General features: G+C 71.6%; 25 protein-coding genes. 11 read left to right on the top strand and 14 right to left on the bottom strand.

The genetic code is table 11. The features are described from left to right. Window positions 1-216: 216 nt before the first annotated feature. The 7 genes from ACZ61C_RS14690 to ACZ61C_RS14660 form a co-directional block, all read right to left on the bottom strand. On the bottom strand, window positions 217-930 hold the full coding sequence (locus ACZ61C_RS14690) for a hypothetical protein (protein WP_465306706.1): 714 nt from the start codon (window positions 928-930) through the stop codon (window positions 217-219). Between the two features lie 103 nt (window positions 931-1033). After that, a complete protein-coding gene (locus ACZ61C_RS14685) occupies window positions 1034-2872 on the bottom strand; it encodes a dynamin family protein (protein ID WP_465306704.1) in 1839 nt (612 codons plus the stop codon). Beyond that, window positions 2869-3345 (bottom strand): nucleotide exchange factor GrpE, encoded by a 477-nt coding sequence (locus ACZ61C_RS14680; RefSeq protein ID WP_465306703.1) that lies wholly within the window; start codon window positions 3343-3345, stop codon window positions 2869-2871. Before ACZ61C_RS14680 ends, ACZ61C_RS14685 begins: the two co-directional genes overlap by 4 nt. Before the next feature lie 49 nt (window positions 3346-3394). Beyond that, the gene (locus tag ACZ61C_RS14675; protein WP_465306701.1) at window positions 3395-4009 is read right to left on the bottom strand and encodes a TetR/AcrR family transcriptional regulator; all 615 of its coding nucleotides are present in this window, start codon (window positions 4007-4009) and stop codon (window positions 3395-3397) included. Next, window positions 4006-4485, bottom strand: a complete 480-nt coding sequence (locus tag ACZ61C_RS14670) for a YqeB family protein (protein WP_465306699.1) — start codon at window positions 4483-4485, stop codon at window positions 4006-4008. Before ACZ61C_RS14670 ends, ACZ61C_RS14675 begins: the two co-directional genes overlap by 4 nt. 46 nt (window positions 4486-4531) lie before the next feature. Then, window positions 4532-5179, bottom strand: coding sequence for a hypothetical protein (locus ACZ61C_RS14665; protein WP_465306697.1), 648 nt, complete (start codon window positions 5177-5179; stop codon window positions 4532-4534). 59 nt (window positions 5180-5238) lie between these two features. Next, window positions 5239-6747, bottom strand: coding sequence for a dynamin family protein (locus ACZ61C_RS14660; RefSeq protein ID WP_465307044.1), 1509 nt, complete (start codon window positions 6745-6747; stop codon window positions 5239-5241). 192 nt (window positions 6748-6939) lie between these two features. On the opposite strand from ACZ61C_RS14660, the gene ACZ61C_RS14655 reads away from it, so the two are divergent. Then, entirely contained in the window at window positions 6940-8109 is a 1170-nt protein-coding gene (locus ACZ61C_RS14655; RefSeq protein ID WP_465306695.1) for a sensor histidine kinase, read from the top strand. After that, entirely contained in the window at window positions 8106-8762 is a 657-nt protein-coding gene (locus ACZ61C_RS14650) for a response regulator (protein WP_465306694.1), read from the top strand. The genes ACZ61C_RS14655 and ACZ61C_RS14650 overlap by 4 nt, the downstream gene beginning before the upstream one ends. Window positions 8763-8766: 4 nt before the next feature. On the opposite strand, the gene ACZ61C_RS14645 is transcribed toward ACZ61C_RS14650, so the two are convergent. The 3 genes from ACZ61C_RS14645 to ACZ61C_RS14635 form a co-directional block, all read right to left on the bottom strand. After that, the gene (locus tag ACZ61C_RS14645) at window positions 8767-9657 is read right to left on the bottom strand and encodes an endonuclease domain-containing protein (protein ID WP_465306692.1); all 891 of its coding nucleotides are present in this window, start codon (window positions 9655-9657) and stop codon (window positions 8767-8769) included. 154 nt (window positions 9658-9811) lie between these two features. Then, complete coding sequence (locus tag ACZ61C_RS14640) at window positions 9812-10723, bottom strand: SDR family NAD(P)-dependent oxidoreductase (RefSeq protein ID WP_465306690.1); 912 nt, start codon at window positions 10721-10723, stop codon at window positions 9812-9814. Then, window positions 10720-11307, bottom strand: a complete 588-nt coding sequence (locus tag ACZ61C_RS14635; RefSeq protein WP_465306688.1) for a TetR/AcrR family transcriptional regulator — start codon at window positions 11305-11307, stop codon at window positions 10720-10722. The genes ACZ61C_RS14640 and ACZ61C_RS14635 overlap by 4 nt, the downstream gene beginning before the upstream one ends. Window positions 11308-11503: 196 nt before the next feature. Between ACZ61C_RS14635 and ACZ61C_RS14630 the strand changes: the two genes are divergently transcribed. The 6 genes from ACZ61C_RS14630 (at window position 11504) to trmB (ending at window position 16421) form a co-directional block, all read left to right on the top strand. Then, entirely contained in the window at window positions 11504-12442 is a 939-nt protein-coding gene (locus tag ACZ61C_RS14630; protein WP_465306686.1) for an ABC transporter ATP-binding protein, read from the top strand. A 17-nt stretch (window positions 12443-12459) separates the two neighbouring features. After that, a complete protein-coding gene (locus ACZ61C_RS14625) occupies window positions 12460-13203 on the top strand; it encodes a hypothetical protein (RefSeq protein WP_465306684.1) in 744 nt (247 codons plus the stop codon). A gap of 110 nt (window positions 13204-13313) precedes the next feature. Then, window positions 13314-14231 (top strand): ATP-binding cassette domain-containing protein, encoded by a 918-nt coding sequence (locus ACZ61C_RS14620; RefSeq protein ID WP_465306682.1) that lies wholly within the window; start codon window positions 13314-13316, stop codon window positions 14229-14231. Window positions 14232-14233: 2 nt separating this feature from the next. Beyond that, the gene (locus ACZ61C_RS14615) at window positions 14234-14989 is read left to right on the top strand and encodes a hypothetical protein (RefSeq protein WP_465307042.1); all 756 of its coding nucleotides are present in this window, start codon (window positions 14234-14236) and stop codon (window positions 14987-14989) included. A 175-nt stretch (window positions 14990-15164) separates the two neighbouring features. Continuing rightward, on the top strand, window positions 15165-15716 hold the full coding sequence (locus ACZ61C_RS14610; protein ID WP_465307040.1) for a hypothetical protein: 552 nt from the start codon (window positions 15165-15167) through the stop codon (window positions 15714-15716). 9 nt (window positions 15717-15725) lie between these two features. Next, window positions 15726-16421 carry a tRNA (guanosine(46)-N7)-methyltransferase TrmB gene (gene trmB, locus ACZ61C_RS14605; protein ID WP_465306680.1) on the top strand — a complete coding sequence of 232 codons (696 nt, stop codon included), beginning with the start codon at window positions 15726-15728 and terminating at the stop codon, window positions 16419-16421. Between the two features lie 39 nt (window positions 16422-16460). Here the strand turns inward: trmB and ACZ61C_RS14600 are convergent, their stop codons facing one another. Together ACZ61C_RS14600 and ACZ61C_RS14595 are read right to left on the bottom strand one after the other, a co-directional pair. Beyond that, the gene (locus ACZ61C_RS14600) at window positions 16461-18710 is read right to left on the bottom strand and encodes an FtsX-like permease family protein (RefSeq protein WP_465306678.1); all 2250 of its coding nucleotides are present in this window, start codon (window positions 18708-18710) and stop codon (window positions 16461-16463) included. Then, window positions 18707-19408 (bottom strand): ABC transporter ATP-binding protein, encoded by a 702-nt coding sequence (locus tag ACZ61C_RS14595; protein ID WP_465306676.1) that lies wholly within the window; start codon window positions 19406-19408, stop codon window positions 18707-18709. The genes ACZ61C_RS14600 and ACZ61C_RS14595 overlap by 4 nt, the downstream gene beginning before the upstream one ends. Before the next feature lie 173 nt (window positions 19409-19581). Here ACZ61C_RS14595 and ACZ61C_RS14590 point away from each other — a divergent pair, with 173 nt between their 5' ends. Genes ACZ61C_RS14590 through ACZ61C_RS14580 form a run of 3 tightly spaced genes read left to right on the top strand, consistent with a single transcriptional unit; the run spans window position 19582 to window position 23356 of the window. Continuing rightward, window positions 19582-21381 (top strand): sensor histidine kinase, encoded by a 1800-nt coding sequence (locus ACZ61C_RS14590; RefSeq protein ID WP_465306674.1) that lies wholly within the window; start codon window positions 19582-19584, stop codon window positions 21379-21381. Continuing rightward, window positions 21378-22028 carry a response regulator gene (locus ACZ61C_RS14585; RefSeq protein WP_465306672.1) on the top strand — a complete coding sequence of 217 codons (651 nt, stop codon included), beginning with the start codon at window positions 21378-21380 and terminating at the stop codon, window positions 22026-22028. The genes ACZ61C_RS14590 and ACZ61C_RS14585 overlap by 4 nt, the downstream gene beginning before the upstream one ends. Window positions 22029-22051: 23 nt before the next feature. Beyond that, the gene (locus tag ACZ61C_RS14580) at window positions 22052-23356 is read left to right on the top strand and encodes an amidohydrolase family protein (RefSeq protein WP_465306670.1); all 1305 of its coding nucleotides are present in this window, start codon (window positions 22052-22054) and stop codon (window positions 23354-23356) included. Here ACZ61C_RS14580 and ACZ61C_RS14575 read toward each other — a convergent pair. Beyond that, window positions 23353-24030, bottom strand: a complete 678-nt coding sequence (locus tag ACZ61C_RS14575) for an SDR family oxidoreductase (protein ID WP_465306668.1) — start codon at window positions 24028-24030, stop codon at window positions 23353-23355. The two genes, ACZ61C_RS14580 and ACZ61C_RS14575, sit on opposite strands and share 4 nt — an antisense overlap. Before the next feature lie 29 nt (window positions 24031-24059). Continuing rightward, window positions 24060-25658, bottom strand: coding sequence for a DUF7850 domain-containing protein (locus tag ACZ61C_RS14570; RefSeq protein WP_465306666.1), 1599 nt, complete (start codon window positions 25656-25658; stop codon window positions 24060-24062). Window positions 25659-25738 lie beyond the last annotated feature (80 nt).

Raw genomic sequence — 25738 nt, 5'->3', positions numbered from 1 at the left:
CCGAATGGCTTCGCACACCGGCTGACGACCGGTGTGCGGGGTTTTGGGATTCTTCGAGAGTAACCGCATGACCAGCAGGTAACCGAGAGCTGACGTGTACGTTCTCTCACAGGACCGATAAGGGAATCGATTCAGATGGTCGATTTTCTTTTGTTGAAGACATGAAGAAAGCCCGAGGCCGGAGCCTCGGGCTTTCAAACTGTGACCTGGGTAACCTCAGTTGGGGGAGATCCACTGCCCGGTGCCGGAGTCGATGCGCGCGACGCCCTCGAGCGTCTGCGTGCCTGCGCCGCCCCATTCGGCGTCGCCCGCCGGGTCGCCGAGCGGCTCGCCGCCGCCCGAGTCCCTCAGTCCACTGGAGACTTCGGTCCACTGACCGGGCCCGGTGTGCTCGAACGTCGTGGTCGTGCCGTCGGCGTCGGTCTGCACGGCGATGTCCGCCTCGCCGTCGCCGTCCTTGTCGGTGAGGGCGATCGTGCCGCCGCTCTTCGTCTCGACGATGGCGGTGTCGTTGTGCCCGTCGTGGTCGGTGTCGATCGTCGCGGCGCCGGCGTCGATCTCGCCGTCGGGCAGGTCGGCGTGGATGTGGCCGCCGGAGCCGTCGTCGCGGCCGCCGCCGGTGTCGGAGTCGTCGTGGCCACCGCCCCCGGACTGGACCCACTCGCCGCTGGCCTCGTCGTAGACGGCCTGCTCGACGACGTGCCCGGTCTCGTCCAGCACGGCGTACTGGTCGGCCTGGCCGTCGTGGTTCGTGTCGATGAAGGCCTGGGCCGTGCCGTCGTCGTGCTCGACGATCGCGGTGTCGTTGACGCCGTCCTCGTTCACGTCGTAGTTGACCTCGGCCTGGTACTCCTGGCCGTCGACGTGGACGGTCATCGCGTTCGTACCGCTCGCGTCGGTGTCGCTGCCGCCACTCTCGTCGACCCACATGGGACTTCCCCCTTCGAACCGGGTAACGCCGTCTCTGACCTGCTGCCTGAGGGTATGACTCACCGTAGGCCCGTTCGGTTCCGGTTCACAACCGGACGGGCGGTCAGGCCGCCTTGTCCCGCAGTGCCCGGATGCGGGTCAGGAAGGCTTCGGCGCGCTCACGGCCGTCGCTGACCTCTTTGAGCCGCTTCGAGACGATCGTGATCTTCTTGGCGCGCTCCTGCGCGCCCATCTTGATCGTCTTGTCGACTTCCTTCAGCTCCGCTTCGATCGCGTCGATGCGCCGGCCCAGCGCCTCGTCGAGGGCCATCGACAGCTGCTGCTCGGCCTCGATGAGCTGCTCGGCGACGAGCTGGTCGAGCGTCGAGCGCGCGTCCGCGATGGCTTCGACCAGCCACTGCTTCATGTGCTGCTTGTCGGCCGCGTGCTTGCGGGTGCGGGCCATCCACCAGCCGGCGCCGAGGCCGATAATGATCGTCGCGGGCAGCACCACCGGGTTGAGGATCGCGACGCCGGCCAGCGGCAGCGCGGCCACCTTGCCGGCGCCGACGCCGCCCGAGATGCCCATGAAGACGAGCAGCTTGTCCTCGGCCGTCGGCGGTTTTTTGTCCGGCGGCCGCAGCACGACCGGCGGGCCGCCGGCCCGGGCAAACTGCGCGCGGATGACGTCGAGCTCTTCGGGGGAGAACAGCTCCGACAGCGAGACGTTGGTGACCTGGTTGAGGCGTTGCGAAAGCAGCATCGAGACCCGCTGCGACGTCGTCTGCAGCGCGATGTCCACCTGCTGCGGCAACGCGGCGAGCGCGTCCCGCTTGGCGCCGTCGATCAGCTGGCGGAAGTGGGTCTGCGCGTCCCGCATCTGCCGGCTGCTCTCGTGGAGCACCTCGACGCGGGTGCGTTGCACCTCGCCGCGCAGCTTCAGCTGCCAGCCGCGGGTCGACGTCCGGCGTTCGGCCTGCAGCTGGTCACGGCGTTCGCGCAGCACCTCCGCCTCGGCCTCGCCCGCGGACAGGGCCCGGCTTTCGGCCTGCAGCTTCGCTTTCAGCTCACCCAGCGCGCTGGACAACGCGCGCAGCGTGTTCGCCTCGGCGAGCATCGCCGAGCGGCCGACGAGCAGCTCCTGCAGCGCCGTCTGGATCGCCGCGATCCCGGACTTCTCGCGCAGCATCGCGGCGACCTGCTCGTTGGGCGCCTTCGCCGCGGTCTCGAACACCCGCGCCGACACCGGGTGGAACACGGCGTCGGCGAAGCGGGGCGCGTGCTCGCGCAGCAGCTGCCGGTCGGCCTCGAGGACCTCGCGCCAGCCGCGGAACATGTCCACTTTGGTCAGCGCGAACACGACGGTCTCGACGCGCTCGCCGACGTCACGCAGGAACTGCAGCTCGGTCGAGGTGAACGGCGCCGAGGCGTCCACGACGAACAGCAGCGCGGTCGCGCCCGCGGCGGCTTCCTTGGCGAGCTCGCCGTGCATCGAGTCGAGCCCGCCGACGCCCGGGGTGTCGACCAGCGAAAGCCGTTCCAGCAGCGGCACCGGCCCGGTGACCTCGACGTAGCGCGGCGGGAGCTGGCCCGGCGGCAGCTCGTGCGCGGCGGACACCCAGTTGATCAGCTGGCCGAGGTCGATCGGCACCGGCGCCAGCTGGCCGGGGTAACAGGCGTGCGCGCCCCACGTCTCGGCGTGGTCGAACACGAGGTAGGTGGCGGTGGCGACGTCGGCGTCCACCGGGGACAGTCCCGGCCGCGCGAGCAGCGCGTTGACCAGGGAGCTCTTCCCGCGGTTCGTCTCGCCGACCACCACGACGGCCGGCTTCTTCGGCCGCGCGCGCCGGACCTCTTCGACCCACTTGGCGGCGGCCGGGTCGGCGTCGCGGACGACGGTCAGCAGCTGGTCACGCGCCGCCTGGACCTGCGCGGGCAGGCTCGGCGCGGTCGGTGCACTCACGAGGTCTTCTTCGCGTAGACGGTGACGATCGGGGCGCGCAGCAGGCGGTCGTGGTCGGCGAAGCCGGTGACCTCGGTTTCCGCGACCGTGCCCTCGAGCGCCGGGTCGTCGGTCGGGATCGCGCCACCGGCTTCGTGGCGGGCCGGGTCGAACCGCTCGCCGTCGGGCCGCAGGGCCTGGACGCCGATCGCGGCGAGCCCGGCTTCGAGGCGTTCGACCACTCCGCCGCTGCGCGCGCGATCCAGCGCGTAGAGGCACATCTGGATCAACGCCTGGCGGTCGGCGAGTGCGCGCTCCAGGTCCGTTACTTGCTGCTGCAAGGGGTGCACATCGGTGTCCGACGCCGGGGACGGCCCGGTGGTTCCCTTTTCGGCGTCCGCCTCTTCGATGATCCGCGCGAGGTTCACCGCGGCGATCTGGCCGGTGGGGGTGTCGTCGGGATCCACGGATCCGTCCTTGCGAAACCACGCCATGCGCACCCACCCCGTCCCGGTTCCGCCAGATTCCACCAGTTTGGCCGACTCAGGCGCCATCCGGGGGCGAAACGGGACGAAGGAACCGGACCAGGATCGTCCGGAGGATCGCCAGCTCGGCGGGCAGATCGAGGTCGGGGTCGAGGCTGGCCCGCGAGATCATCGCGTCGACGAGCCCGGCGACCCAGCCCGCCGCCGCCCGCGGCGCGACGCCGGGGTTGATCAGCCCGGCGTCGGCGGCCCGCCCGACGAGGACGGCCAGGCCGTCACGCAGGGCGCCGTCGTTGTGCTGGATCAGCGCGGCGAACTCGTCGTCGCGGGCGGCCTGGGCGGCGGCTTCGAGCACCAGCCGGACGACCGCCGGGTGCGCGACCTGGCCGGCCAGCTCGGCGACGACGTCGAGCAGCGCGCCCCACGGGTCGTCGGCCGCCGCGGCCGCGGCCAGCCGCTCGCCGGTCTCGGCGGCGTCGTCGGTGAAGATCGCCGTGAACACCGCGCGCTTGCTGGGGAAATAGTGGAAGAGGCTGCCGGAGCTGATGCCCGCGGCTCGGCAGATGTCCGCCGTCGTCGTCCGCTCGAAGCCCTTCTCGGCAAAGCACCCGGCCGCGGCGTCGACGATCGCGCGGCGCTTGGCCGCGTGCTTGGCCGGGTCGACGGTCCTCATCGTTCGACGGGCGGCTCGTCGCGCCAGGGATATCCGTGCTCGGCGAACGCCGGCGCCAGCTCGCGGCCCGAAAGGTCGGTCTTCTCGCGGGCGATCTCCCGGCCGTCGACCGTGCGCAGGACGAGCTCCTTGCCGTCGAGGTAGACGGACTCGAGGTCGGCCTCGATGCGGCGGGTCTTGTCGCCGCGGACCAGCGTGACCCGCGTCGGCGACACCGTGACGACCAGGCGTTCGTGCGCCCAGACCGCGGCGAACAGCAGGCCGAGCACCAGCCCGCCGCCGACCGCGGCCAGCGTCGCCCACGGCTGCGGCAACGCCGTGAGCACCCTGAACACGCCTTGGAACGGGAAGGCGGGCAGCCCCACCACCCACGCGGCGATGGCCCACACGCCGACCCCGAGCACGGCGCCGGCCAGCGGGCAGCCGATCCAGGACCCGGTGCGCAGCCACGACGGCTCGTCGACGGTCGTCTCCATGCCGTCTATTATTAGACCGCGTACTCGGTTTATGAAAGCCGGGGGCTCAGACCAGCTGGCCGATCACGTCGCGGAGCACGGCTTCCAGGCCAGGGCCGTCCTCGGCGAGCCGGGAGGAGACCAGCAGCTGGTCGTCGGCCGTGCGCAGCCAGATCGACCCGGCGACCGAGATCTCGATGACGTTGAGCCGGAACGGGTACGCCCGCCGCCCCTGCCGCACCTCGGCCTCGCGCACGAGCTGGCCCAGCCGTTCGCCGGCCACGATCTGACGCCGGTAGAACCCGGGCGCCCACGGCGTGCCGCCGGACGGCTCACCCGCGCCGCGCAGGGCGGGGCCGCGGGCGTTGGCGAAGTGCCGGGCCGCTTCCGGGCCGAAGAAGTCGACCGCCTGCCGCATCGCCGACTCCGGCGCGAGCGCCGGCCGGCCGTAGCGGCTGCGGGGGTTCCTGGGGTCGGGGTCCTCGCGGTTGCGGAGGAACCCCAGCAGGTCGACCCACCAGTCGGCCCACTGCGCCTGGACGGCCGCCCGGTCGATCCCGGGCGGGACGTGCACCGGCACCTGCGGCTCCACGGGCGGCAGCACCTGTCCCTCGGAAACGGACAGGGCCAGGGCGTCCCGGATGTACAGCGCGACGTCGACCTCCGTCTCGCTGCTCCAGCCGGCCCGCCAGGATGTCGTGTTTTCTAGGCGCACCTTTTCACAGTACGCGGGAAAGGGGGTCTACCTGCGAAAGTCGGCAAGCAGAAACAAACTCAGGCTTCCCGCAGCTGCTGCCAGATCAAGAAGTACGCGCGGTGCACGACGTGCGCGACGCGGCTCTGCGCCGGCGTCGCGCCGAAGGACGCGAACGACCGCCACCAGCCCGCGCGTTCGAGCGCGTGCGCGGTCAGCTCCGGCCGCGGGGCGCCGGGCTTGCCGAGCTGGGCGCCGATGTCGGCGTTGCTGCCGACCCGCAGCACCTCTTCCGACAGGTCTTCCGGCATGTCGACCGCGCCCGACGCGACCAGCGTCAGCGCTTCGAGCAGCCGCAGCTGGTGGGCCTCGGGCTTGGCGAGCAGCACCTCGATGGCGTCGTGGACGCGCTGGCGCTCGCCGGGGTCACCCGAGGTGTGCGCGAGCGCGGTGACCGAAGCGAGCGCCGCGGCCGCCTTGATCCCGTCGGCGCGGGCGGCGAACACCACCGAAAGCCGCTGCCGCACCGCCTCCAGGCCGGACGCGTCGAGCAGCGACCGCCGCAGCGAGCCCGCCGTGAGCTCCGGCTCCTTGCGGAGGGCCTCGACGGCGTGCGAGATGCCGAACAGGTCCAGCTTCTCCAGCAGCCGCAGCCGGGTGCCGGCCGGGACGTCGCACTCCCAGCTGGTGAAGATGTCGGCCGAGATCAGCATGGTCTGGAGGATGTCGTCGTCGAGTGCGGCGAGCTGCCGCAGCGCCTCGGCGTCGGCGGAGGTGAACCCGCCGGACTCGGCGGACTCGGCGATCAGCCCGATCACCGGCAGCACGTCGGCGACCCGCGGCTTCAGCGTCGAGGCCTGCTTCTCCGACAGGATCGTCGCGGCCTTCCAGATGTCGCCGTCGGCGCCCTCGACCGACTCGGGCGCGATGGTGTCGGCCTTGTTGAGCACGGCGATCGCGTTGACCGGGCCCGCCTCGCGGCTCGCGGTGGCCGCGGTGAACGCGGCGAGGGCCTGCTGGTCGTCGGCGCGGACGCCCTGGGTGACGACGTACAGCACGGCTTCGGCGCCCGCGACGGCGTTGCGCGAGGTGTCGTCGAGCTCGTCCGAACCCTCTTCGTCCTCGCTGTGCTTCGCCGCGCCGAGGAGCTGCTCGGTGCGGGACACCGAAGCGGCGTCGAGCGAGCCGAGGCCGGGGGTGTCGATCACCGTCATGCCCTGCAGGACGGCGTTGGTCAGGTACGCCTCGATGTGCGAGACCTTCGTGATGTCGACGCCCAGCTCGGCCGGGATCATCCCGTCCGAGGCGAAGGGGAGCACCTGCTTGGCGCCGTCGGTGAAGACGATTTCGACGCGGTCGACCGTGCCGTACTGGAACCGCGTCACCAGCCGGGTGCACTCACCGATGTCGGTCGGCGCGACCCGGCGCCCGATCAGCGCGTTGACCAGCGTCGACTTGCCCGACTTGATCCGCCCGGCGACGGCCACCTGCAGCGGCGCGCCGAGCCGCCGCAGCACTTCGGCGAACCCGGCCGCGGTGCGCGGGGAGACCTGCGACTGCAGCCGGTGGCACAGGGTGGCCACCGACATCGACAGCGGACCCGCGAGCCGGCCCTGCTCCGGTGACGTCACGGCCCCCAGCCCTCCCCCGGTCGTACGGACAACCCCGTGAATCGTGCCATGTCCCTCATCCTCGGGTCGCACCGAAGGTGGTACCGCCGACCGACGCGCTTCCGGCGGCCCGGGACCTAGTGTTGTCTGGTGCGACGGCTGAGTCTTTGGATGCGTGCCCACCCCATGGCGGGCGACACGGTGCTCGCCGTCCTGCTCGGCCTGGTCGACATGCTGCTGTTCGTCGCGGACGGGTTCGCCGAGGTGCCGGAGCTCCCGCCCTGGTACGTGGCGGTGCCGATCAACCTCGCGATGGTGACGCCGCTGGTGTTCCGGCGGAAGTCGCCGCTGTGGTCGGCGTACTCGGTGCTGGTGGTCAGCATCGTGCACGCGACGCTGCTGCTCGGCGTCGGCAGTGTCGCCGGGCTGGCGATGAGCATCTACTCGGTGGTCGTCTACGCCGGGCGGCGCCAGGGCCTGCTGTTCGTGGGCGCGGTGCTGGTCGCGTCCGCCGTGCAGCTCGCGATCGAAGAGCCGCAAGGGCTGGTCGTGCAGGTGCTGTTCCTCGCGTTCGGCATCGCCCTGTGCTGGACGCTCGGCGAGTTCGTCGGCGCCCGGCGCGCCTACGACGTGGAAGTGGAGGCCAGGTTGCACCTGCTCGAGACCGAACGGGACCAGGCCACCCGGATCGCGGTGGCGGAGGAGCGCGGCCGGATCGCGCGGGAGCTGCACGACGTCGTCGCGCACGCGGTGAGCGTCATGGTGGTGCAGGCCGACGGCGCGTCGTACGCGATCCAGAGCAACCCCGAGCTCGCCCAGCGGGCCCTGCAAACGATTTCCGAGACCGGCCGCGGCGCGCTCGGTGAGCTGCGCCGCCTGCTCGACGTGCTCCGCAGCGACGACGCGGACGGCGAACCCCGCGTGCCGCAGCCGGACGCGCACGCCCTCGCCGACCTCGCCGAGCGGATGCGCACGGCCGGCGTGCCGGTGGCGCTGGAGACCGACGAGCTCGGCGACCTGCCGGCCGGCGTCTCGCTCGGCGTCTACCGGATCGTGCAGGAGTCGCTGACCAACACGCTCAAGCACGCCGGGCGCGGCGCGACCGCGTCGGTGCGGGTGCACCGGACCGGCGACCTGATCGAGGTGCTGGTGTCCGACGACGGCGCGGGCCGCGTCCCGCAGCTCGCCGCGACGGCACCGGGCGGCCGGCTGCCGGGCGGCAACGGGCTGATCGGGATGCGCGAACGCGCCCACGTCTACGGCGGCACGCTCGAAGTCGGCCCGGCTCCGGGTGGTGGGTGGCAGGTCCGCGCGGCGCTGCCGGTTAGGTTGACCCCGTGATCCGTGTGGTGGTCGTCGACGACCAGGAACTGATGCGCGTCGGGTTCCGGATGGTGCTGGGCGCGCAGGCCGACATCGATGTCGTCGGCGAGGCCGGTGACGGCGCCCAGGCCATCCGGATGGCCGAGGAGCTGCGGCCCGACGTGGTGCTGATGGACGTCCGGATGCCGGTGCTCGACGGGGTCGAGGCGACCAAGCGGATCGTCGCCGCCGGCACCGCGCGGGTGCTCGTGATGACGACGTTCGACCTCGACGAGTACGTCTACGCGGCACTGCAGGGCGGCGCGAGCGGGTTCCTGCTCAAGGACACCCAGCCCGACCACCTGGTGTCGGCGCTGCGCGCGGTCGCCTCGGGGGACGCCGTGGTCTCGCCGTCGGTGACCAAGCGGCTGCTCGACCGTTTTGTCGGCGCCGGCGGCTCGCCGATGCGGGACACCGCCGAGCTGGACGTGCTCACCGACCGCGAGCGCGAGGTGCTCGTGCTGATCGCGAAGGGCATGTCGAACCTGGAGATCGCGGAGGCGCTGTTCCTCTCGGAGGCGACGGTGAAGACGCACGTCGGCCGCATCCTCGCGAAGCTGGAGCTGCGAGACCGGGTGCAGGCCGTGGTGCTGGCCTACGAAACCGGCCTCGCCCGCCCCGGCCTCGCCTGAGCGCTCAAGCCGCACTTTCACGTGAAAGTGCGGCCCGGACCGACGCCACCACGGCCTTCGGCGCCTCGTAGAGCTCGGCTTTGGTGACGATCACGAAGCGCCAGCCGAGCGCGCGGATCGCTTTCCGTCGTACCTCATCGCGTTGCGGCTGGTCGCCGCCGCGATGCCAGTCGCCGTCGTACTCCACTGCGAGCTTCTGCGCGGAAAATGCCAGGTCCAGCCGGCCGACGAAAGCGCCACGTTCGTCGTGGACCGGAACCTGCAGGTCGGGTTCGAGGCCGGCGACCGTCAGCCAGACCCGTAACTCGGACTCCGGGATGCTCTCCGCACGGGGATCGGCCAGCCGGAGCGCCCTCTTCGCGCGCACGATCCCGTTGTCGCGGCGGCCCCTCATGTAGTTCACGAGCACTGGAGCGTCCACCTCGCCGGCCCTCAGCAGAGCGTCGAGGTAGCCGACGACTCTCGGCAGTGATCGGTGCAGCTTCGTGTTGGTCAAGATGTCGAGGGTCAGACGCAATGAAGAGGCCAGCCGGATCTCTTGCCACGGCTCGCTGTCGATCGCTCCCCGGCTGGTCCGCCGGACGTGCACGCCGTCCTGCCGGACGAACAGCACACTTTCGGGCAGGATCAGCTCGACCGGGTCGTGCGCTCCGACCAGTTCCAAGCCACGGACGGCCGCCGCCGAGCACCCGGTGAGAACAGCGCTCGGCGGCGCGACCAGCGCCGCGGCCTTGCACCGGAGCGAGTGCGTGACCGAGACCGTCGAGGCCACGTAGACGTTGCGCAAGAGCCTGGTGAAGAGCGGAGATCGCAGGTCCGTCTTGGTCACCGATCCCTCGGCGATGGCGTGACTACCCAGAAACGGCTGGGAAAACTCGGCGTTGGCGAAGAACACGCCCCGAGCATGCCGCAGGCCCCGCCGCCCACCACCACCTCAAGATCAACTTTCCCCAGTTGTCCACACCTCCGCCCACTTGTGCACAACCCGCACTTTCACGTGAAAGTGCGGGTCCCAGGACGGCACTTTCACGTGAAAGTGCGGGGGTGTGTCAGCGGAAGTTGTCGGGTGGGGTGGTTGCTGGGTCCTTGCCTGAGTGGCGGACTTCGGTGATCCAGCGGCCGAAGTCCGGGCGGTCGCCGTCGATGTCCGTGTAGCCGTACTCCTTCATCAGCGTCCAGGACGCCAGCGTCTGGCCGGCGAAGCGGGAGACCGCGGGGTCCTGCGCCAGCGCCGCGACGCCGCGGGCCAGCAGGTACGGCGTCTCGGAGATCTTGAAGTCGACCGGTGCGATCTTGCCGACCGCGTCGCGCCAGTTGTCCTCCGTGACCTCGAACGCGTTCAGCATCGACTCCGAGCGCAGGAAGCCCGGGGTCACGGCGAGGCCGACGCAGTCGTTCTTCTTCAGCTCCACGCCCAGCGCCCGGCCGAGCGCGCGGATGCCGCACTTGGCCAGGTAGTACGGCAGGCCCGCGCCGACGTAGTCGTCGTTGTCGCCGTCGGTCACCTCCAGCACCAGCCCGCGCCGCGCGACCACCAGCGGCAGGAGCTTGTGCAACGCGATGAGGTGGGTGTCGAGCGCGTTGTGCGTCAGGTTCAGCGCGTCTTCGAGCGGCGTCTCCCAGAACGGCGCGTCGAAGTGGAAGTACATGTCGCCGCCCCAGACGTCGTCGACCAGGATGTCGATTCCGTCCACTTCGGACTCGATGCGGGCCTTCAGCGCGTCCACATCGGACTGCGACGAGAAGTCGCAGCGGACGACCACCGCGCGACCGCCCGCCGCTTCGACCAGCTCGCCCGTCTCTTCGATCGTTTCCGGGCGCTTCATCGGCGACACCGTTTCGCGCGTCGTGCGGCCGGTGACGTACACCGTCGCGCCCGCGCGGCCGAGCTCCACCGCGATCGCCCGCCCGCAGCCCCGGGTCGCGCCCGTCACCACGGCCACCTTGCCCTGCAAACTCATGAATCCTCCCGTCCCCGCCACGCGGAAAGCACCGCGTCGACGTCCTCCGCCAGCCGGTCCGCCAGCCGCCCGTGCGGCCGGATCGACCAGTCGATCGACACTCCGTTGATCACGTCGAGCACCACCCGCGCGGCCCGCGGCACGCTCGGTGCGGCAGGCAGCGAAGAAGCCGCCGCCCGCACCAGCCGTCGCAGCTCTTCTTCGACGGCGGTGAAGTGCTCGCCGAGCAGCGCCCGCAGCACCGGGTCGCCGATGTCCACGCCGAGCTGGCCCAGGTGGTTCGCCGCCTCCTCGGCGTCCCCGAGCACCGCGTAGACCGCCACCGCCGCGTCGCGCAGGCCGACGACCGGGTCGTCCGCCCGCTCGGCGCACTCCCGCATCAGCTCGACCGCCCGCCGGGTGGCCCGCCGGCTCATCTCCTGCAGCAGCCCGCTCTTCGACCCGAACCGCTGCCCGACCGTGCCGACCGAGACACCCGCCTCAGCGGCTACCTGCGCCAGCGTGAAACCGGGGCCGCAGCGGCCGATCACGGTCTCCGCCGCAGCCAGCAACCGCTCGTCGGTGATGCTCTTCGGCCGGGCCACGCCATTATTGAACCATAGTTCATTAATGACCGCGAATCAGGGTCGCCTCAGGGTCATCACGGATCGCGCATCGGCCGAAGAGCCAGCAAGGTACTACTCAGGTAGGGGGACCGGTTCGGCCTACAGGGTGACGCGCGAACGGCCGCCGACCCGCGACGATGTACTCGTCGTAAGCGAGGGGCGAAGAGGAGCAGCCATGATCGAGGCAACCGGCCTCACCAAAAGGTACGGAAAGACGCTGGCGGTGAACAACCTGTCGTTCTCCGTGGCCGCGGGCAAGGTCACCGGCTTCCTCGGCCCCAACGGGGCGGGCAAGTCCACCACCATGCGCATGGTCCTGGGCCTGGACAACCCGACCGGCGGGCAGGTCACCGTCGGGGGCAAGAAGTACCACGACCTCAAGGAGCCGCTGCGCACCGTCGGCGCGCTGCTCGACGCGAAGTGGGTGCACCCCAACCGCTCGGCGCGCGCCCACCTGCAGTGGATGGCGAAGTCCAACCGCATCCCGAACGCCCGCGTCGACGAGGTGCTCGACACCGTCGGCCTGACGAGCGTCGCCGGCAAGCGGGCCGGCGGGTTCTCCCTCGGCATGTCGCAGCGGCTCGGCATTGCGGCGGCCCTGCTGGGCGACCCCGAGGTACTGCTGTTCGACGAGCCGGTGAACGGTCTCGACCCCGAGGGCATCCTCTGGATCCGGAAGTTCATGCACCGCCTGGCCGACGAAGGCCGCACCGTCTTCGTCTCGAGCCACCTGCTTTCGGAGATGGCGCTGACCGCCAGCGACCTCGTGGTGATCGGCCGCGGGCAGCTGATCTCGCAGTCGTCCACGCAGGACTTCGTCTCCCGCGCGGCGGAGAACACCGTGAAGGTCCGCTCGCCGCAGCTGGCCGAGCTGCGGGACGTCCTGCAGCGGGCGAGCGCCGGGGTCGCCGGGGACGACACCGCGCTTGTCGTGTCCGGAATGGACAGCGACAAGATCGGCGAAATCGCCGCGTCCAACCGGATCGTGCTGCACGAGCTGAGCCCGCAGACCGGCTCGCTTGAGCAGGCCTTCATGCAGATCACCGGCGACTCCGTCGAGTACCACACCGGGCTCGACGCCGAGGCGCAGCACGTGCTCGAGTCCGCCAAGTAAACGGGGAAGCCAAGATCATGAACCTGCTCGCGGTCGAACGCATCAAGCTGTTCAGCACCCGCTCGCCGTGGTGGTGCGCGCTCATCACCCTGGCCCTGACCATCGGCTTCGCGGCCATCATCTCCGGCGCGTCCGACACGCCGGTCACGGTGTCCGCCCTCCAGTTCGGCGGCACCCAGTTCGGCATCGCCGTCGTGATGGTGCTCGCCGCGCTCGCGGTGACCACCGAATACCGCTTCAACACCATCCGCACCACGTTCCAGGCCGTGCCGCACCGCTCGCCGGCGCTCGTCGCCAAGGCGGTCGTCGTCGCGCTGGTCGCGCTGGTCATCGGCGAGATCGCCGCGTTCGGCGCGCTCGGTCTCGGCATGCTGATGCGGCCGGACGACAACCTCGGCCTGCACAGCGCGCAGGACTGGATGAACGTCGCGGGCCTCGGCCCGGTGTTCGCCGTCAGCGCCGTGCTCGCCGTCGCACTCGGGATCCTGGTCCGGCACAGCGCCGGCGCCATCGCACTGCTGCTCATCTACTACTTGGCCGTGGAAGAGCTCGTGCAGCTGATCCCGAAGATCGGCGCCCACATCCACGAGTGGCTGCCGTTCAACGTCGCGAACAAGTTCCTGCGCGGCTCGGCAGTCGTCGACGGCCCGGCGCCGTCGGACTCGCCGCTGAGCCCCGGCTGGGCGCTGGCGTACTTCGCCGGCATCGCGATCGTGTTCCTGCTCGTCGCGCTCGGGGTCGCGAAGAAGCGGGACGCGTAAAAGGGGGAACAGGGGAAGGGGAAGGGAACGGGAATCCGGGCCGCGCTGTCGGGGGGCGGCCCGGATTCCCGTTTCGCAGTAGGCTCCCCGGGACACCGACGGGGGAGCAGATGATCGAAGCGACGGCACTGACCAAGCGGTACGGCGCCACCACCGCGGTGAACGACCTCACCTTCACCGCGCGCTCGGGGCGGGTCACCGGGTTCCTCGGCCCGAACGGCGCCGGCAAGTCCACGACCATGCGGCTGGTCCTCGGCCTCGACTCGCCCGACGCGGGCCGGGTGCTGGTCGACGGCGTCGCCTACCGGCAGCTGAAAGATCCACTCAGGACGGTCGGCGCGATGCTGGACGCCACCTGGCGCCACCCCGGCCGCAGCGGGCGCGAGCACCTGCGCTGGCTGGCCGCGACCAACGGCATCCCGGACAAGCGGGTCGGCGAGGTGCTAGCGCTGGTCGGGCTGACGAGCGTCGCGAAGACCCGCGTCCTGCAGTACTCCCTGGGCATGCAGCAGCGGCTGGGCATCGCCGCCGCGATGCTGGGCGACCCGCGGGTGCTGCTGTTCGACGAGCCGGTGAACGGGCTCGACCCCGAGGGCATGGCCTGGATCCGGCAGCTGCTGCACGCGCTGGCCGCCGAAGGCCGGACGGTGTTCGTCTCCAGCCACCTGCTGCCCGAGATGGCGCAGACCGCGCAGGACCTGGTGGTGATCGGCCGGGGCCGGCTGATCTACCAGGGCACGATGGAGGAGTTCGTCGACCGCACGAGTGAGCACGGGGTGCGCGTCCGGACCCCGCACGCCGACGAGCTGCGGGCCGCCCTCACCGGGCAGGCCCGGTTCACCGAGGCGGACGGCGCCTTCGTGGTGTCCGGCCTCGACAGCGACCGGATCGGGCAGCTCGCCTTCGACGCCGGCGCGACCCTGCACGAGCTGAGCCCGATCGCCGGCTCGCTCGAGCAGGCCTACCTCGATCTCACCCGTGAAGCCGTCGAGTTCCCGGCGGCGGCTCCCTCGGAGGTCGCGAAATGAGCATGACCACCAACCTCCTGCGCGCCGAGCGCATCAAGCTCTTCAGCACCCGGGCGCCGTGGTGGTGCCTGGCCATCGCGCTCGTCGCGCCGCTCGGCTTCACGGCGTTGTTCTTCGCGCTGGCCGGGCCCGAGATCCCGGCGACCGTCGGCAACACCCAGCTCGCCAGTGGCAACGGCCGGACCGTGCTGCTGGTCTTCGCCGTGCTCGCGACGGCGTCGGAGTTCAACTGGGGCACGATGCGGCTGACCTTCCAGGCCGTGCCGAGCCGGGTGCCGGCGCTGGTGGCGAAGGCCGTGGTGATCAGCGCGGTCGCCGCCGTGCTCGGACTGGTCGTCGGCTTCGGCTCGTGGGGCCTGGCGACGCTCGTGCAGCCGGACGCCGACCTGGCGCTGCACTCGGGCGCGGACTGGCGCTCGGTCGTCGGGCAGGGCCTGGTCTTCCTGGTGACCGCCGTGGCCGGGGTCGGGGTCGCCCTGCTGGTGCGCAGTGTCGCCTTCGGGCTGACGGCCGTCCTCGTCTGGACCCAGGTGCTCGAAGGGGTGATCGTGTTCATCCCGGGTGCCGGCAAGCACATCTTCCAGTGGATGCCGTTCCACGCGGCCGACGAGTTCGTCGGGGCGAGCGGATTCACCGGCGGCGCGTTCCAGCTGCCGCCGGCGCCGCTCGGGCCGTGGGGCTACCTCGGTTACTTCGCGGCGATCAGCGTTGCACTCTTCGTGGCCGGAGTGCTCGTCACGGCCCGGCGCGACGCCTGAGCGTGACCGCCGTCGCAGTACCGCAAAAAATCACGTTAAGAGAAGATGAAGAGGCTGTGGCTTCTCTCACAGGCACCGGACATAATGCTATGACCAGGCAATATTCGTAAGAGAGCGAACCGGAACCGTCTAGCTCCCCTGGAGGTGATCCTTGACGGTGGACACCGGTCAAGAACTGGGCAGCACCATTCCCCGAGCCCGCGTCGAAGACGCCGCACCCCGGCTCGAACCGATGTTGGACCTCGAATGGTCGCGGGCGATCGAGCTCCCGCAGGCCGCCATGACCGCGGGCTCGCCCGCCGAGCTCCGCCGGGCGTGGGTGCACCGCGCGCCCGAAGACAGCGTCCTGGCCCTGTTCCGCGCCTCGGCGGGGATGGCGGGACCGATCCCCGCGCCGTGGTGGCTGCGCGCCATCGCGGACGGCAAGCTCGATTCCCGCGAACAGGGTTTCCGCGTCGAAGACCGCATCGCACAACTGCTCGGCCGGCGGCCGGGCTGGGAATTCGTGCCGTGGGCCGCGGACGGGGAATCCGGTTACTGGGAGTTCATGCCGTCCGAGCGCGGGAAATCGGGACACGCGATTCCCACCACGGTGATGAACACCGACCGGCACCCGGGCTGGATCGACGTCCTGCCCGCGCACAGCGGGCCGACGCCGGACCCGATCCCGATCGCCGGGCTGGCGGGGCTGCGGTCTCGTCTCGGGGAGCTCGAAGCCGTTCGTTAACCTCGGTGGGTGGAAAACGAGGACCAGACCCGGCTGCGCAGCGTCGTCAGTTATGTGAAACGCGGCGGCCGGATGACCGTCGGGCAGCAACGCGCGTGGGACGAGCTGTGGCCGGGAATGGGCCGCACCGTCGGCGAGCTGCCCGACGGGAAGCTGGACTTCGCCGCGTGGTTCGGCCGCGAGGCGCCGGTGCTGGTCGAGATCGGCTCCGGCATGGGCGAGACGACGTCGCAGCTCGCCGCCGCCGCGCCGGAGCTGAACTACGTCGCCGTCGAGGTCTACGACCCCGGCCTCGGCCAGCTGATGCTGCGCGCCGAAAAACTGGGCGTCGAGAACCTGCGGCTGCTGCACGGTGACGCCGTCATCCTGCTGACCGAGCACGTCGAGCCGGGGTCGCTGCACGGCGTCCGGCTGTTCTTCCCGGACCCGTGGCCGAAGAAGAAGCACCACAAGCGGCGGATCGTGTCGCCGTCGTTCGCCGCGCTCGTGGCGTCGCGGCTCGCGCCCGGCGGGACGTTCCACATGGCGACCGACTGGGAGAACTACGCCGAGCAGATGCTCGAGGTCTGCTCCGCGGAACCGGCGCTGAAGAACCGGTACGACGGCTGGGCGCCGCGGCCGGAGTGGCGGCCGGTGACCAAGTTCGAGCAGCGCGCGGACGTCGAAGGCCGCGTCTCGCACGACCTGATCTTCGAAAAGCGGTAGGAGTTCGCCCCTCCCCCGACAGAGGGGCGAACTTCCTCCCTATTCGTCGGCCAGCGGCTCGGCCTGAACCCGCTTGAGGGCGGGCGTGCAGACCGACGCGCCGAGCAGCGCCACCCCGACCCCGAGCACCACCGGCGCCAGGATCCACGGGCTGAGCACGATGCCCCGCTCGTCGACCATGCTGTAGAGCCCAACACCGACGAGCACCCCGACGATTCCCGCGCCGATCGTGGCGACCAGCGCGGGCAGCGCGGCCTCCATCCGCAACGCCCGTGACAGCACCCGCACCGGCGTGCCCGCCGCCATCAGCGCCCCGAACGTCCGGCGGCGGTCCATCACCGAGCCCGCGGTCGCGACCGCAGCACTGCAGCCGGCCAGGACCCCGGCCGCGATCAGCCCGATCACCGTCACCCGGCGCAGGTCGCCGAGCTCGGTCTGCTGGTTGAACAGGTACTGGTCGCGGCTGCCGACCTCCTCGCCGGCGGCCGGGCCGGCCAGCGCCGTCCGGACGATCTCGCGGTTCGCGTCGGTCGTCGGCGCGACCACGGTGACGAACTTGGGCACCAGGCCGTCCGGCATCGCGGCCGGGTCGATGATCGACGTGCTCGAGAGGTCGGAGTCCGGCAGGTGGATGGCTTCCGCCCGCGTCCCCGACTTGACCGCGACCGCCGGTCCTTCCCAGTTGCCGGCGATCTTGTACTGCGCCAGGTCGAGCGCCGAGTCGCCGAAGACGGCGGGGCCGCCGGTGCAGTTCTCCGCGCCGAGCCCGAACCGGGTCAGCTTGACCGCGTCGGCGCAGCTCATCACCAGCGCGCGGTGGCCGGTCCGCTGCGAGCCCTCACCCTGCACCAGGTAGACCTCGCCGACCGCGACCGCCTTGTCGGGCTGGCCGTACTTCTGCAGCGACGCGTTGGCCTGGTCGACGATCTTGCTCGCGTGCTGGCCGTCGGTGTCGACGTAGAGCACGGAGTCCTGGAAGGACCGGCCCCCGCCGGCCATCGACTCGAACGTCGGCAGCAGCGTCAGCGCCATCGACCCGGCGAACACCGCGAGCACGATCCCGGCGGACGCCCGGTAGGCGCCCTTCGGGTCGTCACGCAGGCGGCGGCCGGCGAGCAGCGAAGACGGGCGGCGCCAGATCCGGACGAACGTGCCGCCCACCGCCGAGGTCACCCACGGCCCGACGATCGCGGCCGACCCGACCAGCAGGAACAGCCCGGCCATGACCATCGTGATGCCGCCGGAGTCCTTCGCCGTCGTCACCGCGACGAGGAAGAACAGCCCGGCCGCGGGCAGCGCGAGCAGGCGCCACCAGCGCAACGGCTTCTTCGTGTGGCCGCCGGTCGCGAACAGCGGGTTCTTCAGCACCCGCCGCAGGCCGAGGACGCCGGCCAGCACCACGAGAACCGGGATCGCCAGGACGATGAACACCGTCAGGCCCACCGGGAGCGCGAAGTCGGCCGCGAGCCAGGTGCCGCCGGCCCACGGCACGAACGACGCGAGGCCGTGCAGCGCCGGGCTCAGCACCAGCCCGAGCAGGGCGCCTACGCCGGCCGACAACGTCGTCTCGGCGGCCACCATGTTCGTGACCTGCCCCGGGGTCGCGCCGGCCAGCCGGATCGCGGCGAGCCGCCGTTCGCGCCGGGCCGCGGTCAGCCGGGCCGACGACGCGACCAGCACCAGGCTCGGCACCAGCAGCACGATGATCCCGACCCAGGACAGCAGCATGAGCAGGCCGTCCGGGCGGGCCTCGCCCTTCGGGAAACCCGCGACCTGCGAAGAGGACTCCGGCATCTGGTCCGGGGTGTGCCCGGTCAGCGCTACGAGCTGCTCGGGGAACCGCAGGCCGTCGTCGCCGAGCGCGCCGACAGGCTTGCCGAACCGGTCGCCGAGCTGGTCGGCCGGGTGGCCCTGCAGCAGGCGGCCGAGCGCGGGCGACACGACGGTCTCACCCGGGCCGGGCAGCTGCGGCACACCGGCCGGCAGCTCGAGCCCCGCCGTGGTGGCGCCGGGCGCCAGTGCGACGTCGACGCGGATGATCTGCTGCCCGCCGAAGTAGTCCTTCGAGGCGGAGTACAGCAGCTTCGCCGGGCCGTCGGAGTTGCGGCTGTAGAACTGGTCGCCCTGCCAGAGGGCACGCTGTTCGCGGTTTTGGGTGGCGAACGGCAATGTGGCCAGCAGCAGCACCAGCCCGGTCGCGACGGCCACCCCGACCGCGGTGAGGATCGCCGACGTCCGGGTCCGGCGGTCGACCCTCAGCACCCGCAGGGCGATCTGGAGCGAGTTCATGCCGCGAGCCTCGTGGCGATCAGGCCGTCCCGGATGGCGACGGTCTTCGGCATCGACTCGGCGAGCTCGCGGTCGTGGGTCACGACGAGCACCGCGGCGCCGGTCTCGTGGGCCGCGCCGAGCAGGGCGTCCATCGTGTCGCGGCCGGTGCGCGTGTCGAGCGCACCGGTCGGCTCGTCGGCGAAGATCACCTTCGGCCGGTGGGTCAGCGCCCGCGCGATCGCGACGCGCTGGGCCTCACCGCCGGACAGCTCACCGGGGCGGCGGCGCTCCTTGCCGGCCAGGCCGAGGCGCGAGAGCCAGACGCGGCCGGCGTCGATGGCCTCCTTGCGGCCGAGCCCGGCCAGCAGCGACGGCAGCGCGACGTTCTCTTCGGCCGTCAGCTCCGCGACGAGCATCCCCGACTGGAAGACGAAGCCGAACTCGGTGCGGCGCAGCTCGCTGCGCTTCTTCTCTCCGAGGTGGTCGACCCGCTGACCGGCCAGGAAGATCTGGCCGTCGTCGGCGCGCAGGATGCCGGCCAGCACGTGCAGCAGCGACGTCTTGCCCGAGCCGGACGGCCCGACGATGGCGACGGCGTCGCCCGGCTGGATGTCGATGTCGATGCCGGCCAGCGCGTACTGCGCGCCGTAGCGCTTCACGAGGCCGCGGCCGGACAGCACCGGTCCGTTCGTCCACTGTGGAGTGTTCGGGTCCACGAGGTTCTCCCCTGTCGGTCGGGATCTTGTGGTGCTGAGCTTCGCCGACGGCGGGGGGCGTCCACTTCGGGCAGACGGCCAGTGCCGCGGGGTGCCGCATCGGCCGATCGGCCGAGGGAGCGCGAGCCACTCGGCCAAGGTGCGAACCGCGGTGGATCCTCTAACGTCACGTTGTGACCGCCGCGCCCCCGCCGAACTCGCTCTACACCCGCGCCGCCAACCTGGTGCGGCGCATCGGCGTGCCCGCGACCGTCCTGTACGCCGCGCTGCTCTTCGACGTCGTCTTCACGACGCAGGCCGCGCTCGACAGCAGCGGCCCACTTTTTGTCGACTTCGGGCTGCTGCCCGGCATGGTCGCGATGGTGGTCTGCGCGCTCTGGGCGCAGGAGCGGGCCGCCGTCGCCGGTGCGGCCGGCGCGGCCGTGCTCGTGTTCTCCACCCTGGCCATCCACGCGTTCGACATCCCCGCGTACTCGAGCGTGCTGCCGAAGGTGACCATCACCGAGGTCGTGGCCGGGGTGCTGATGGTCTACCACGTGTCCCGCCGGGCCCGGGCCGGCGTGGCGTTCTGCGTGGTCAGCGCCCTGGTCGTCGGATGTCTGGTCGCGGTGTTCGGCCGCTACAACACGTTCAGCGGCATCGGCTCGAGCTCGCTGGTCCAGGCGATGCTGTTCGGCGTCCTGCTCCTCGGCGGCGCGGTGCTGCCCGCCGTCCTGAACCGGGACCGCGGCCCGAAGGCCGACCCGCGGGCGCGCAAGCTCCACCGGGTCAACCAGCTGGCGCTGGGGCAGTGGCCGCTGATGGGCCTGCTCGGCTTCGCGCTGATCTTCGAGTTCGGCTACACCTACTCCAACACCGCCCGCGGCTTCCCGATCCTGTTCTGCTCGCTCGCCGCGGCCGTCGTCGCGGTGCTGTCGCCCCGGCGGCCGGCGGACGCGGTCCTCGGCCTCGCCGGGATCCTGCTGCTGTCGGCGGTCATCACGCCGTTCCTGGAGCTGCGCAGCTCCTACCCGATGCCCGGCGGGATGCCGTTCGTGCAGGTCATCGCCGGGATGGGCGTGGTGGTCAACCTGACCCGCGCCCGCGGGCTGAGCCACTCGTGGCCCCGGGTCGCCGTGCTGTCCGGGGTGGTCGCGCTCGCGGCGATCGTCAACTCGAACCAGCCCATCCGCCGGCTGCAGACCGATCCCCAGACCCTCGCGGTCCTGGCCTTCGCCGCAGCGCTGCTGCTCGGCATCTCGATCGCCGTCGGCCTGATGCTGCGGTCGCGGGACTCCGAGCGGACCACTGTCGTCCAGTCCGCGGTGAGCGAGGCGCAGACCGCCGAGCGGATGGCGCTGGCCCGCGAGCTGCACGACGTCGTCGCCCACCACGTCACCGGGATCGTGGTGCAGGCGCAGGCGGCGCGGCTGATGGCCGCGAAGAACCCGCAGGTCGCGGTCGAGGCGATGGGCCGGATCGAGAACGCGGGGGTCGAGGCCCTCGCGGCGATGCGGCGGCTGGTCCGGTCGATGCGCGGCGACGCGCCGGCGGGGTCGACCGGCATCAGCGAGCAGGCGACCACCGACCTCGGCGCCGACCTGCGGAAACTGGTCGAGGGCGCCAACCACGGCGTGCCGACGTCGATGCACCTCGACCTGCCGCCGGACCTGCCGCACGAGGTCGGCCGCTCGGCGCTGCGGCTGGTGCAGGAGTCGCTGACGAACGTCGGCAAGCACGCCGCCGACGCGACCGACGCGGTCGTCCTGGCCGAGGTGAGCGGTGAAGAGCTGCACCTGCGGGTGACGGACAACGGACGCGAGACGGCACGCCGTCCGGCCGGCGGGTCGGGCGGTTACGGTCTGGTCGGCATGCGTGAACGCGTCGCGCTGCTCAAGGGCCGGCTCTCGGCCGGGCGCGGCCCGGACGGCGGCTGGCGCGTCGAAGCCTGGCTGCCGCTGGCCGCCACCGAAGAAGCGGAAGGGAACGAGTGATCCGGGTACTGATCGCCGACGACCAGGAGATGGTGCGGATGGGGTTCCGCATGATCCTGGAGTCCCACGACGACATCGAGGTGGTCGCCGACGTCGCGGACGGCGTCTCGGCGGTCTCGAAGGCCCGCGAGCTGCGCCCGGACGTCTGCCTGCTCGACATCCGCATGCCCGGCCTCGACGGCCTGGAGGTCACCCGGCAGCTGGCCGGGCCGGACGTCACCGACCCGCTGAAGGTCGTCGTCGTGACCACCTTCGACCTCGACGAATACGTGCACACGGCGTTGCGCAACGGCGCGTCCGGCTTCCTGCTGAAGGACGCCGGTCCGGCGCTGCTGATCGAGGCGGTGCGCGCGGCCGACCGCGGCGACGCGCTGGTGTCGCCGCAGATCACCGTCCGGCTGCTCAAGCACTTCGACGGCAGCTCGGTGAAGTCGCGGGCGAAGCCGCCGTCGGAACCGCTGACCGCGCGGGAGATGGACGTCGTGAAGGCGGTCGCGCGGGGGCTGACGAACACCGAGATCGGCGCCGAGCTGTTCATGTCACTGTCCACGGTGAAGACCCACCTGGCCTCGGTGCAGGGCAAGATCAACGCGCGGAACCGGGTGGAGACCGCGGCGTGGGCGTGGCGGAGTGGAGTCGTCTCGTAATCGAGGGTGCGTAGTATCCAGAGATGCCACACCGTTTCCACGCCCCTGTTGTTCTCCCGGCCGACCCGTCCTGTTCGCTCCTTCGTGACGCAGTCGTCGATGTGGACGCCGATGGGCGCATCTCCTACTGCGGACCGGCGGCCACCGCCCCCGAGTCCGCCGCACCGGTCACCACCCTGACCGGCATCCTGCTCCCCGGTCTGGTCAACACGCACGCGCACAGCCCGATGACGCTGCTGCGCGGCATGGGCGGCGACCTGCCGCTGTTGCCCTGGCTCAACGAGATCATCTGGCCCGCCGAAGCGAAGCTGCGGCCCGAAGACGTCCGCACCGGCATGCTGCTGGGCTCGGTCGAGATGCTGCGCCACGGCGTCACGACCAGCGCCGAGATGTACTTCGAAGGCGAGCAGCTGGTCGACGCGGTGCTCACGACAGGCGGCCGCGTGCTGGTCGCGCCGCCGGTGATGCAGCTGCCCGGCCTCGACTGGCAGGCCCAGCTGACCGCGATCGAGCGCTGGATCGACACCGACGGCCTGCGCTTCGGCCACGGCGACCGCGTCGAGCTCGGCTACGGCCCGCACTCGGCGTACATGCTCTCCGAAGAGGGCCTGCGCGCGACGGCGGAGTCGGCGGCGGCGCGGGGCGCGCTGGTGCAGATCCACGTCGCCGAGGCGGCGCTCGAAGACACGGTCGTCCGCGAGGCGCACGGTTCGGTGCCGGCGTTGCTGCAGAAGCTCGGCATGCTGGACGGCCGGGTGCTCGCCGCGCACGCGATCCACCTGTCGGACGCGGACATCGCGCTGTTCGCGGCCCACGGCGTCGGCATGGCGCACTGCCCGGGTTCGAACGCGAAGCTGGCTTCGGGCATCGCGCGGGTCGCGGACCTCCGCGCGGCGGGTGTCGCGGTCGGCCTCGGCACCGACGGCCCGGCGTCCAACGACGACATCGACCTCTGGGAAGAGCTGCAGCTCTCGGCGATGTTCGCCCGCCTGGCCACGGGCGACTCGACGATCCTGAAGGCGGCCGACGCCTTCCTGCTGGCGACGCGTGGTGGCGCGGCGGCGCTGGGCCGCGACGACATCGGCGCGCTGGAGCCCGGCCGCTGGGCCGACCTCGTGCACATCGACCTCGACGACCCGGCGTTCGCATGCGGCCTCGACGTCCCGGACGTCCAGCTGCTGTCGAACCTCGTCTGGGCGGCGGGCTCGCGCCGGGTCCGGGACGTGTGGGTCGCGGGTGAGCAGGTGGTCGCCCACGGCGAGTCGACGAAGGTGGACCGCGCGAAGGTCCAGGCCGGCGTGGCCGAGACCGCCGCGCGGCTGCGTTAGCTCGGCCTGACCATCAGCTCGGTCAGGTGGGCGTCCGGGGTGGCGGACACGGCTGTCACCACCGCGGTCGCCACCGAGTCCGCCCTCAGCAGGTGCGTGGTGTCGTACTCGCGGCCCTCGCCCTTGAAGATCTCCTGCTGCATCTCGGTGTCCGTGCGGCCGGGGTAGACGGAGGTCACGCGGATCTCGGGCTCCTCTTCCCGCAGCGCGTCGGCGAAGGCCCGGACGGCGAACTTGCTGGCGGCATAGGGCGACCAGCCCGGCCGTGCATTGCGGCCGGCACCGGAGTTGATCACGACGACGTGCCCGCGCGCGGCGCGGAGGGCGGGCAGCAGCAGCCGGGTCAGCTCGACGACGGCGAGGGTGTTGACCTCGAAGTTGTCCCGCCAGGCCGCGGCGTCCAGGTCCGCGATCCGGCCGAGCTTCGCCACGCCGGCGGAGTGGACCAGGACGTCGAGCGCGGTGATGTCCGCGGTCGCCCGGGCGAGGGAAGCCGGATCGGTCAGGTCGACGGGCCACGGCTTCGCACCCGGAAGCTCTTTCGCGAGGGCGGCGAGGGCATCCGCGTCCCGGCCGCCGAGGAGGAGCCGGTGGGTCGGGGCCAGCTGGTGCGCGACCGCCGCGCCGATGCCGCGGGAAGCGCCGGTGACGAGGGCGAGGGGGAGATCCGTCATGCCCTCCACCGTAGTGGCGCGGCTCGTCCCTACGCGGGTGCGAACCCGGCGTCGACCGTGGTGTCCTCGCGGTGGCCCGGGCCGAGCGTCCGCGGTTCCGCACAGCCCGTCGCCGGGTCCGCGTCCGAGTCCTTCGTGTCGTCTCCGGCGTCCTTCGTGGTCGGCTTGTGCCCTTCCGTCGTGAAGCAGACCTGGTAACTGCCGTCCTCGAGCCCGGTGAACGCGTACGCGCCGTCCGGGCCGGTGACCACGCTCGTGCCGTTGGCCAGTGTTGCCTTCACTCCCGCCAGGCCCGGCTCGCCCGCATCCTGCAGGCCGTTGGCGTTCGTGTCGGTCCAGGCGAAGTCGCCGATGCGGTTGGTCGGCGGAGCCAGGCCGAGGTCGACCGTGAAGTCCTCGCGCGCCGGGCCGCCGAGGGTGCGGGGCGCCGTGCAGCCGTCCGGATCGGCGTCGGAGTCGCGGTCGTCGGCGGCCGCGTCCTTGCGCGTCACCGTGAAGTCCGCCGGGACGGCGAAGCACACCTGGTAGGTGCCGTCCTTCAGCTTCTCGAAGCCGTACTTGCCGTTGCCGTCGGTGGTCGCCGTCCCGACCGTGCCGCCCGCGCCGTCCTTCAGCGTCACCTTGACCCCCGCCACGCCGGGCTCGCCCGGGTCCTGGATGCCGTCGCGGTTGCGGTCGTTCCACACGAAGTCGCCGATCTTCGCGATCGCGGGCGGCGGCACGACGGTGATCGTCGCCGACGCCGTCTTGTCGCCCAGCGTGCCGCCCGGGTACGTCACCCCGGTCACCTTCGCCGTGTTGACGTGCCCGGTGTCGGCGACCGTCAGGTTCGGGTGGTCGCAGGTCAGCTGCTTGTTCGCGCCCGCGGCCAGCGGGAACGGCTCGAACGGCGCCGCGCACCACGGGTCCTGCACCGTGATCCCGGTCAGGTCCTGCGTGCCTTCGTTCGTCACGGTGACGCGGTAGTGCGCGGTCTCGCCCGCGGTGACCGTGGCGAACGAGCCCCACGCGCCGGTCGCCGGGTTCTGCACTTCCTTCTTCACCGAGTACGCCGCCAGCCGCAGGTCGACGCAGTCCCAGCGCAGCCGTTCGGCGCTCGTCGTGGCGAAGAACTTCACGGCCGTCGCCTTCGCCGGCGCCGTCACCGCCGGAAAGTCCTGCTCGGCGAGGTGCCCGTCACCCGCGTTGTGGTCGGCGACCAGCTTGGTCTCCTGCACCTGCGCGCCGGTCGCGTCGAAGAACCGCAGACCGGTGGCGGGCCCGGCGGCCGGCGCGTGGGAACCGGTCGACACGCTCAGCGTGTACACCCCGCCGGGCACGAACCGCTCGGTCTGGACGGCAGTGCTGGCCTTGCCGTCCGGCGTCTGGATCACCGCCGAGCGCTGCCCGTCGACGGCGTAGGCCTGCTCGGTCAGCAGCTTCGGCGCCTTCGCGGCCGGGGTCCCCGGCGGGACCGGCGCGGCCGGGCTGAAGACATATCCGTCCGGCGCGCCGTTGCCCGTCACCTGCTCGACGCTCGGGTTCGCCGCGACGCCCCCGCAGGCCGGCGGCGGGTCCGCGGCGGCCGAGGGCACGACCGTCCCCGAGAGCGCCACCGTCACTGCCACCAAGCGCGCCGAACGGATCATGCCTCGACTATGACGCGGGGCCCGGGCCCGCACCGGCCGAGAACCGTCCACTTAAGAGTGAACCTCGGCCGGGGCGGGCC

The sequence above is a fragment of the Amycolatopsis sp. NPDC104587 genome, assembly GCF_055583645.1.
This window is presented reverse-complemented; position numbering and strand designations above follow the sequence as displayed.

Bases quoted from the DNA above. Each gene is read 5' to 3' on its own strand.
- ACZ61C_RS14690 (WP_465306706.1), bottom strand. From the start codon at position 930: ATGTGGGTCGACGAGAGTGGCGGCAGCGACACCGACGCGAGCGGTACG.
- ACZ61C_RS14655 (WP_465306695.1), top strand. From the start codon at position 6,940: ATGCGTGCCCACCCCATGGCGGGCGACACGGTGCTCGCCGTCCTGCTC.
- ACZ61C_RS14630 (WP_465306686.1), top strand. From the start codon at position 11,504: ATGATCGAGGCAACCGGCCTCACCAAAAGGTACGGAAAGACGCTGGCG.
- ACZ61C_RS14570 (WP_465306666.1), bottom strand. From the start codon at position 25,658: ATGATCCGTTCGGCGCGCTTGGTGGCAGTGACGGTGGCGCTCTCGGGG.
- ACZ61C_RS14575 (WP_465306668.1), bottom strand. From the start codon at position 24,030: ATGACGGATCTCCCCCTCGCCCTCGTCACCGGCGCTTCCCGCGGCATC.
- ACZ61C_RS14580 (WP_465306670.1), top strand. From the start codon at position 22,052: ATGCCACACCGTTTCCACGCCCCTGTTGTTCTCCCGGCCGACCCGTCC.
- ACZ61C_RS14615 (WP_465307042.1), top strand. From the start codon at position 14,234: ATGACCACCAACCTCCTGCGCGCCGAGCGCATCAAGCTCTTCAGCACC.
- ACZ61C_RS14625 (WP_465306684.1), top strand. From the start codon at position 12,460: ATGAACCTGCTCGCGGTCGAACGCATCAAGCTGTTCAGCACCCGCTCG.
- ACZ61C_RS14680 (WP_465306703.1), bottom strand. From the start codon at position 3,345: ATGGCGTGGTTTCGCAAGGACGGATCCGTGGATCCCGACGACACCCCC.
- ACZ61C_RS14660 (WP_465307044.1), bottom strand. From the start codon at position 6,747: ATGTCGGTGGCCACCCTGTGCCACCGGCTGCAGTCGCAGGTCTCCCCG.
- ACZ61C_RS14675 (WP_465306701.1), bottom strand. From the start codon at position 4,009: ATGAGGACCGTCGACCCGGCCAAGCACGCGGCCAAGCGCCGCGCGATC.
- ACZ61C_RS14670 (WP_465306699.1), bottom strand. From the start codon at position 4,485: ATGGAGACGACCGTCGACGAGCCGTCGTGGCTGCGCACCGGGTCCTGG.
- ACZ61C_RS14620 (WP_465306682.1), top strand. From the start codon at position 13,314: ATGATCGAAGCGACGGCACTGACCAAGCGGTACGGCGCCACCACCGCG.
- ACZ61C_RS14640 (WP_465306690.1), bottom strand. From the start codon at position 10,723: ATGAGTTTGCAGGGCAAGGTGGCCGTGGTGACGGGCGCGACCCGGGGC.
- ACZ61C_RS14600 (WP_465306678.1), bottom strand. From the start codon at position 18,710: ATGAACTCGCTCCAGATCGCCCTGCGGGTGCTGAGGGTCGACCGCCGG.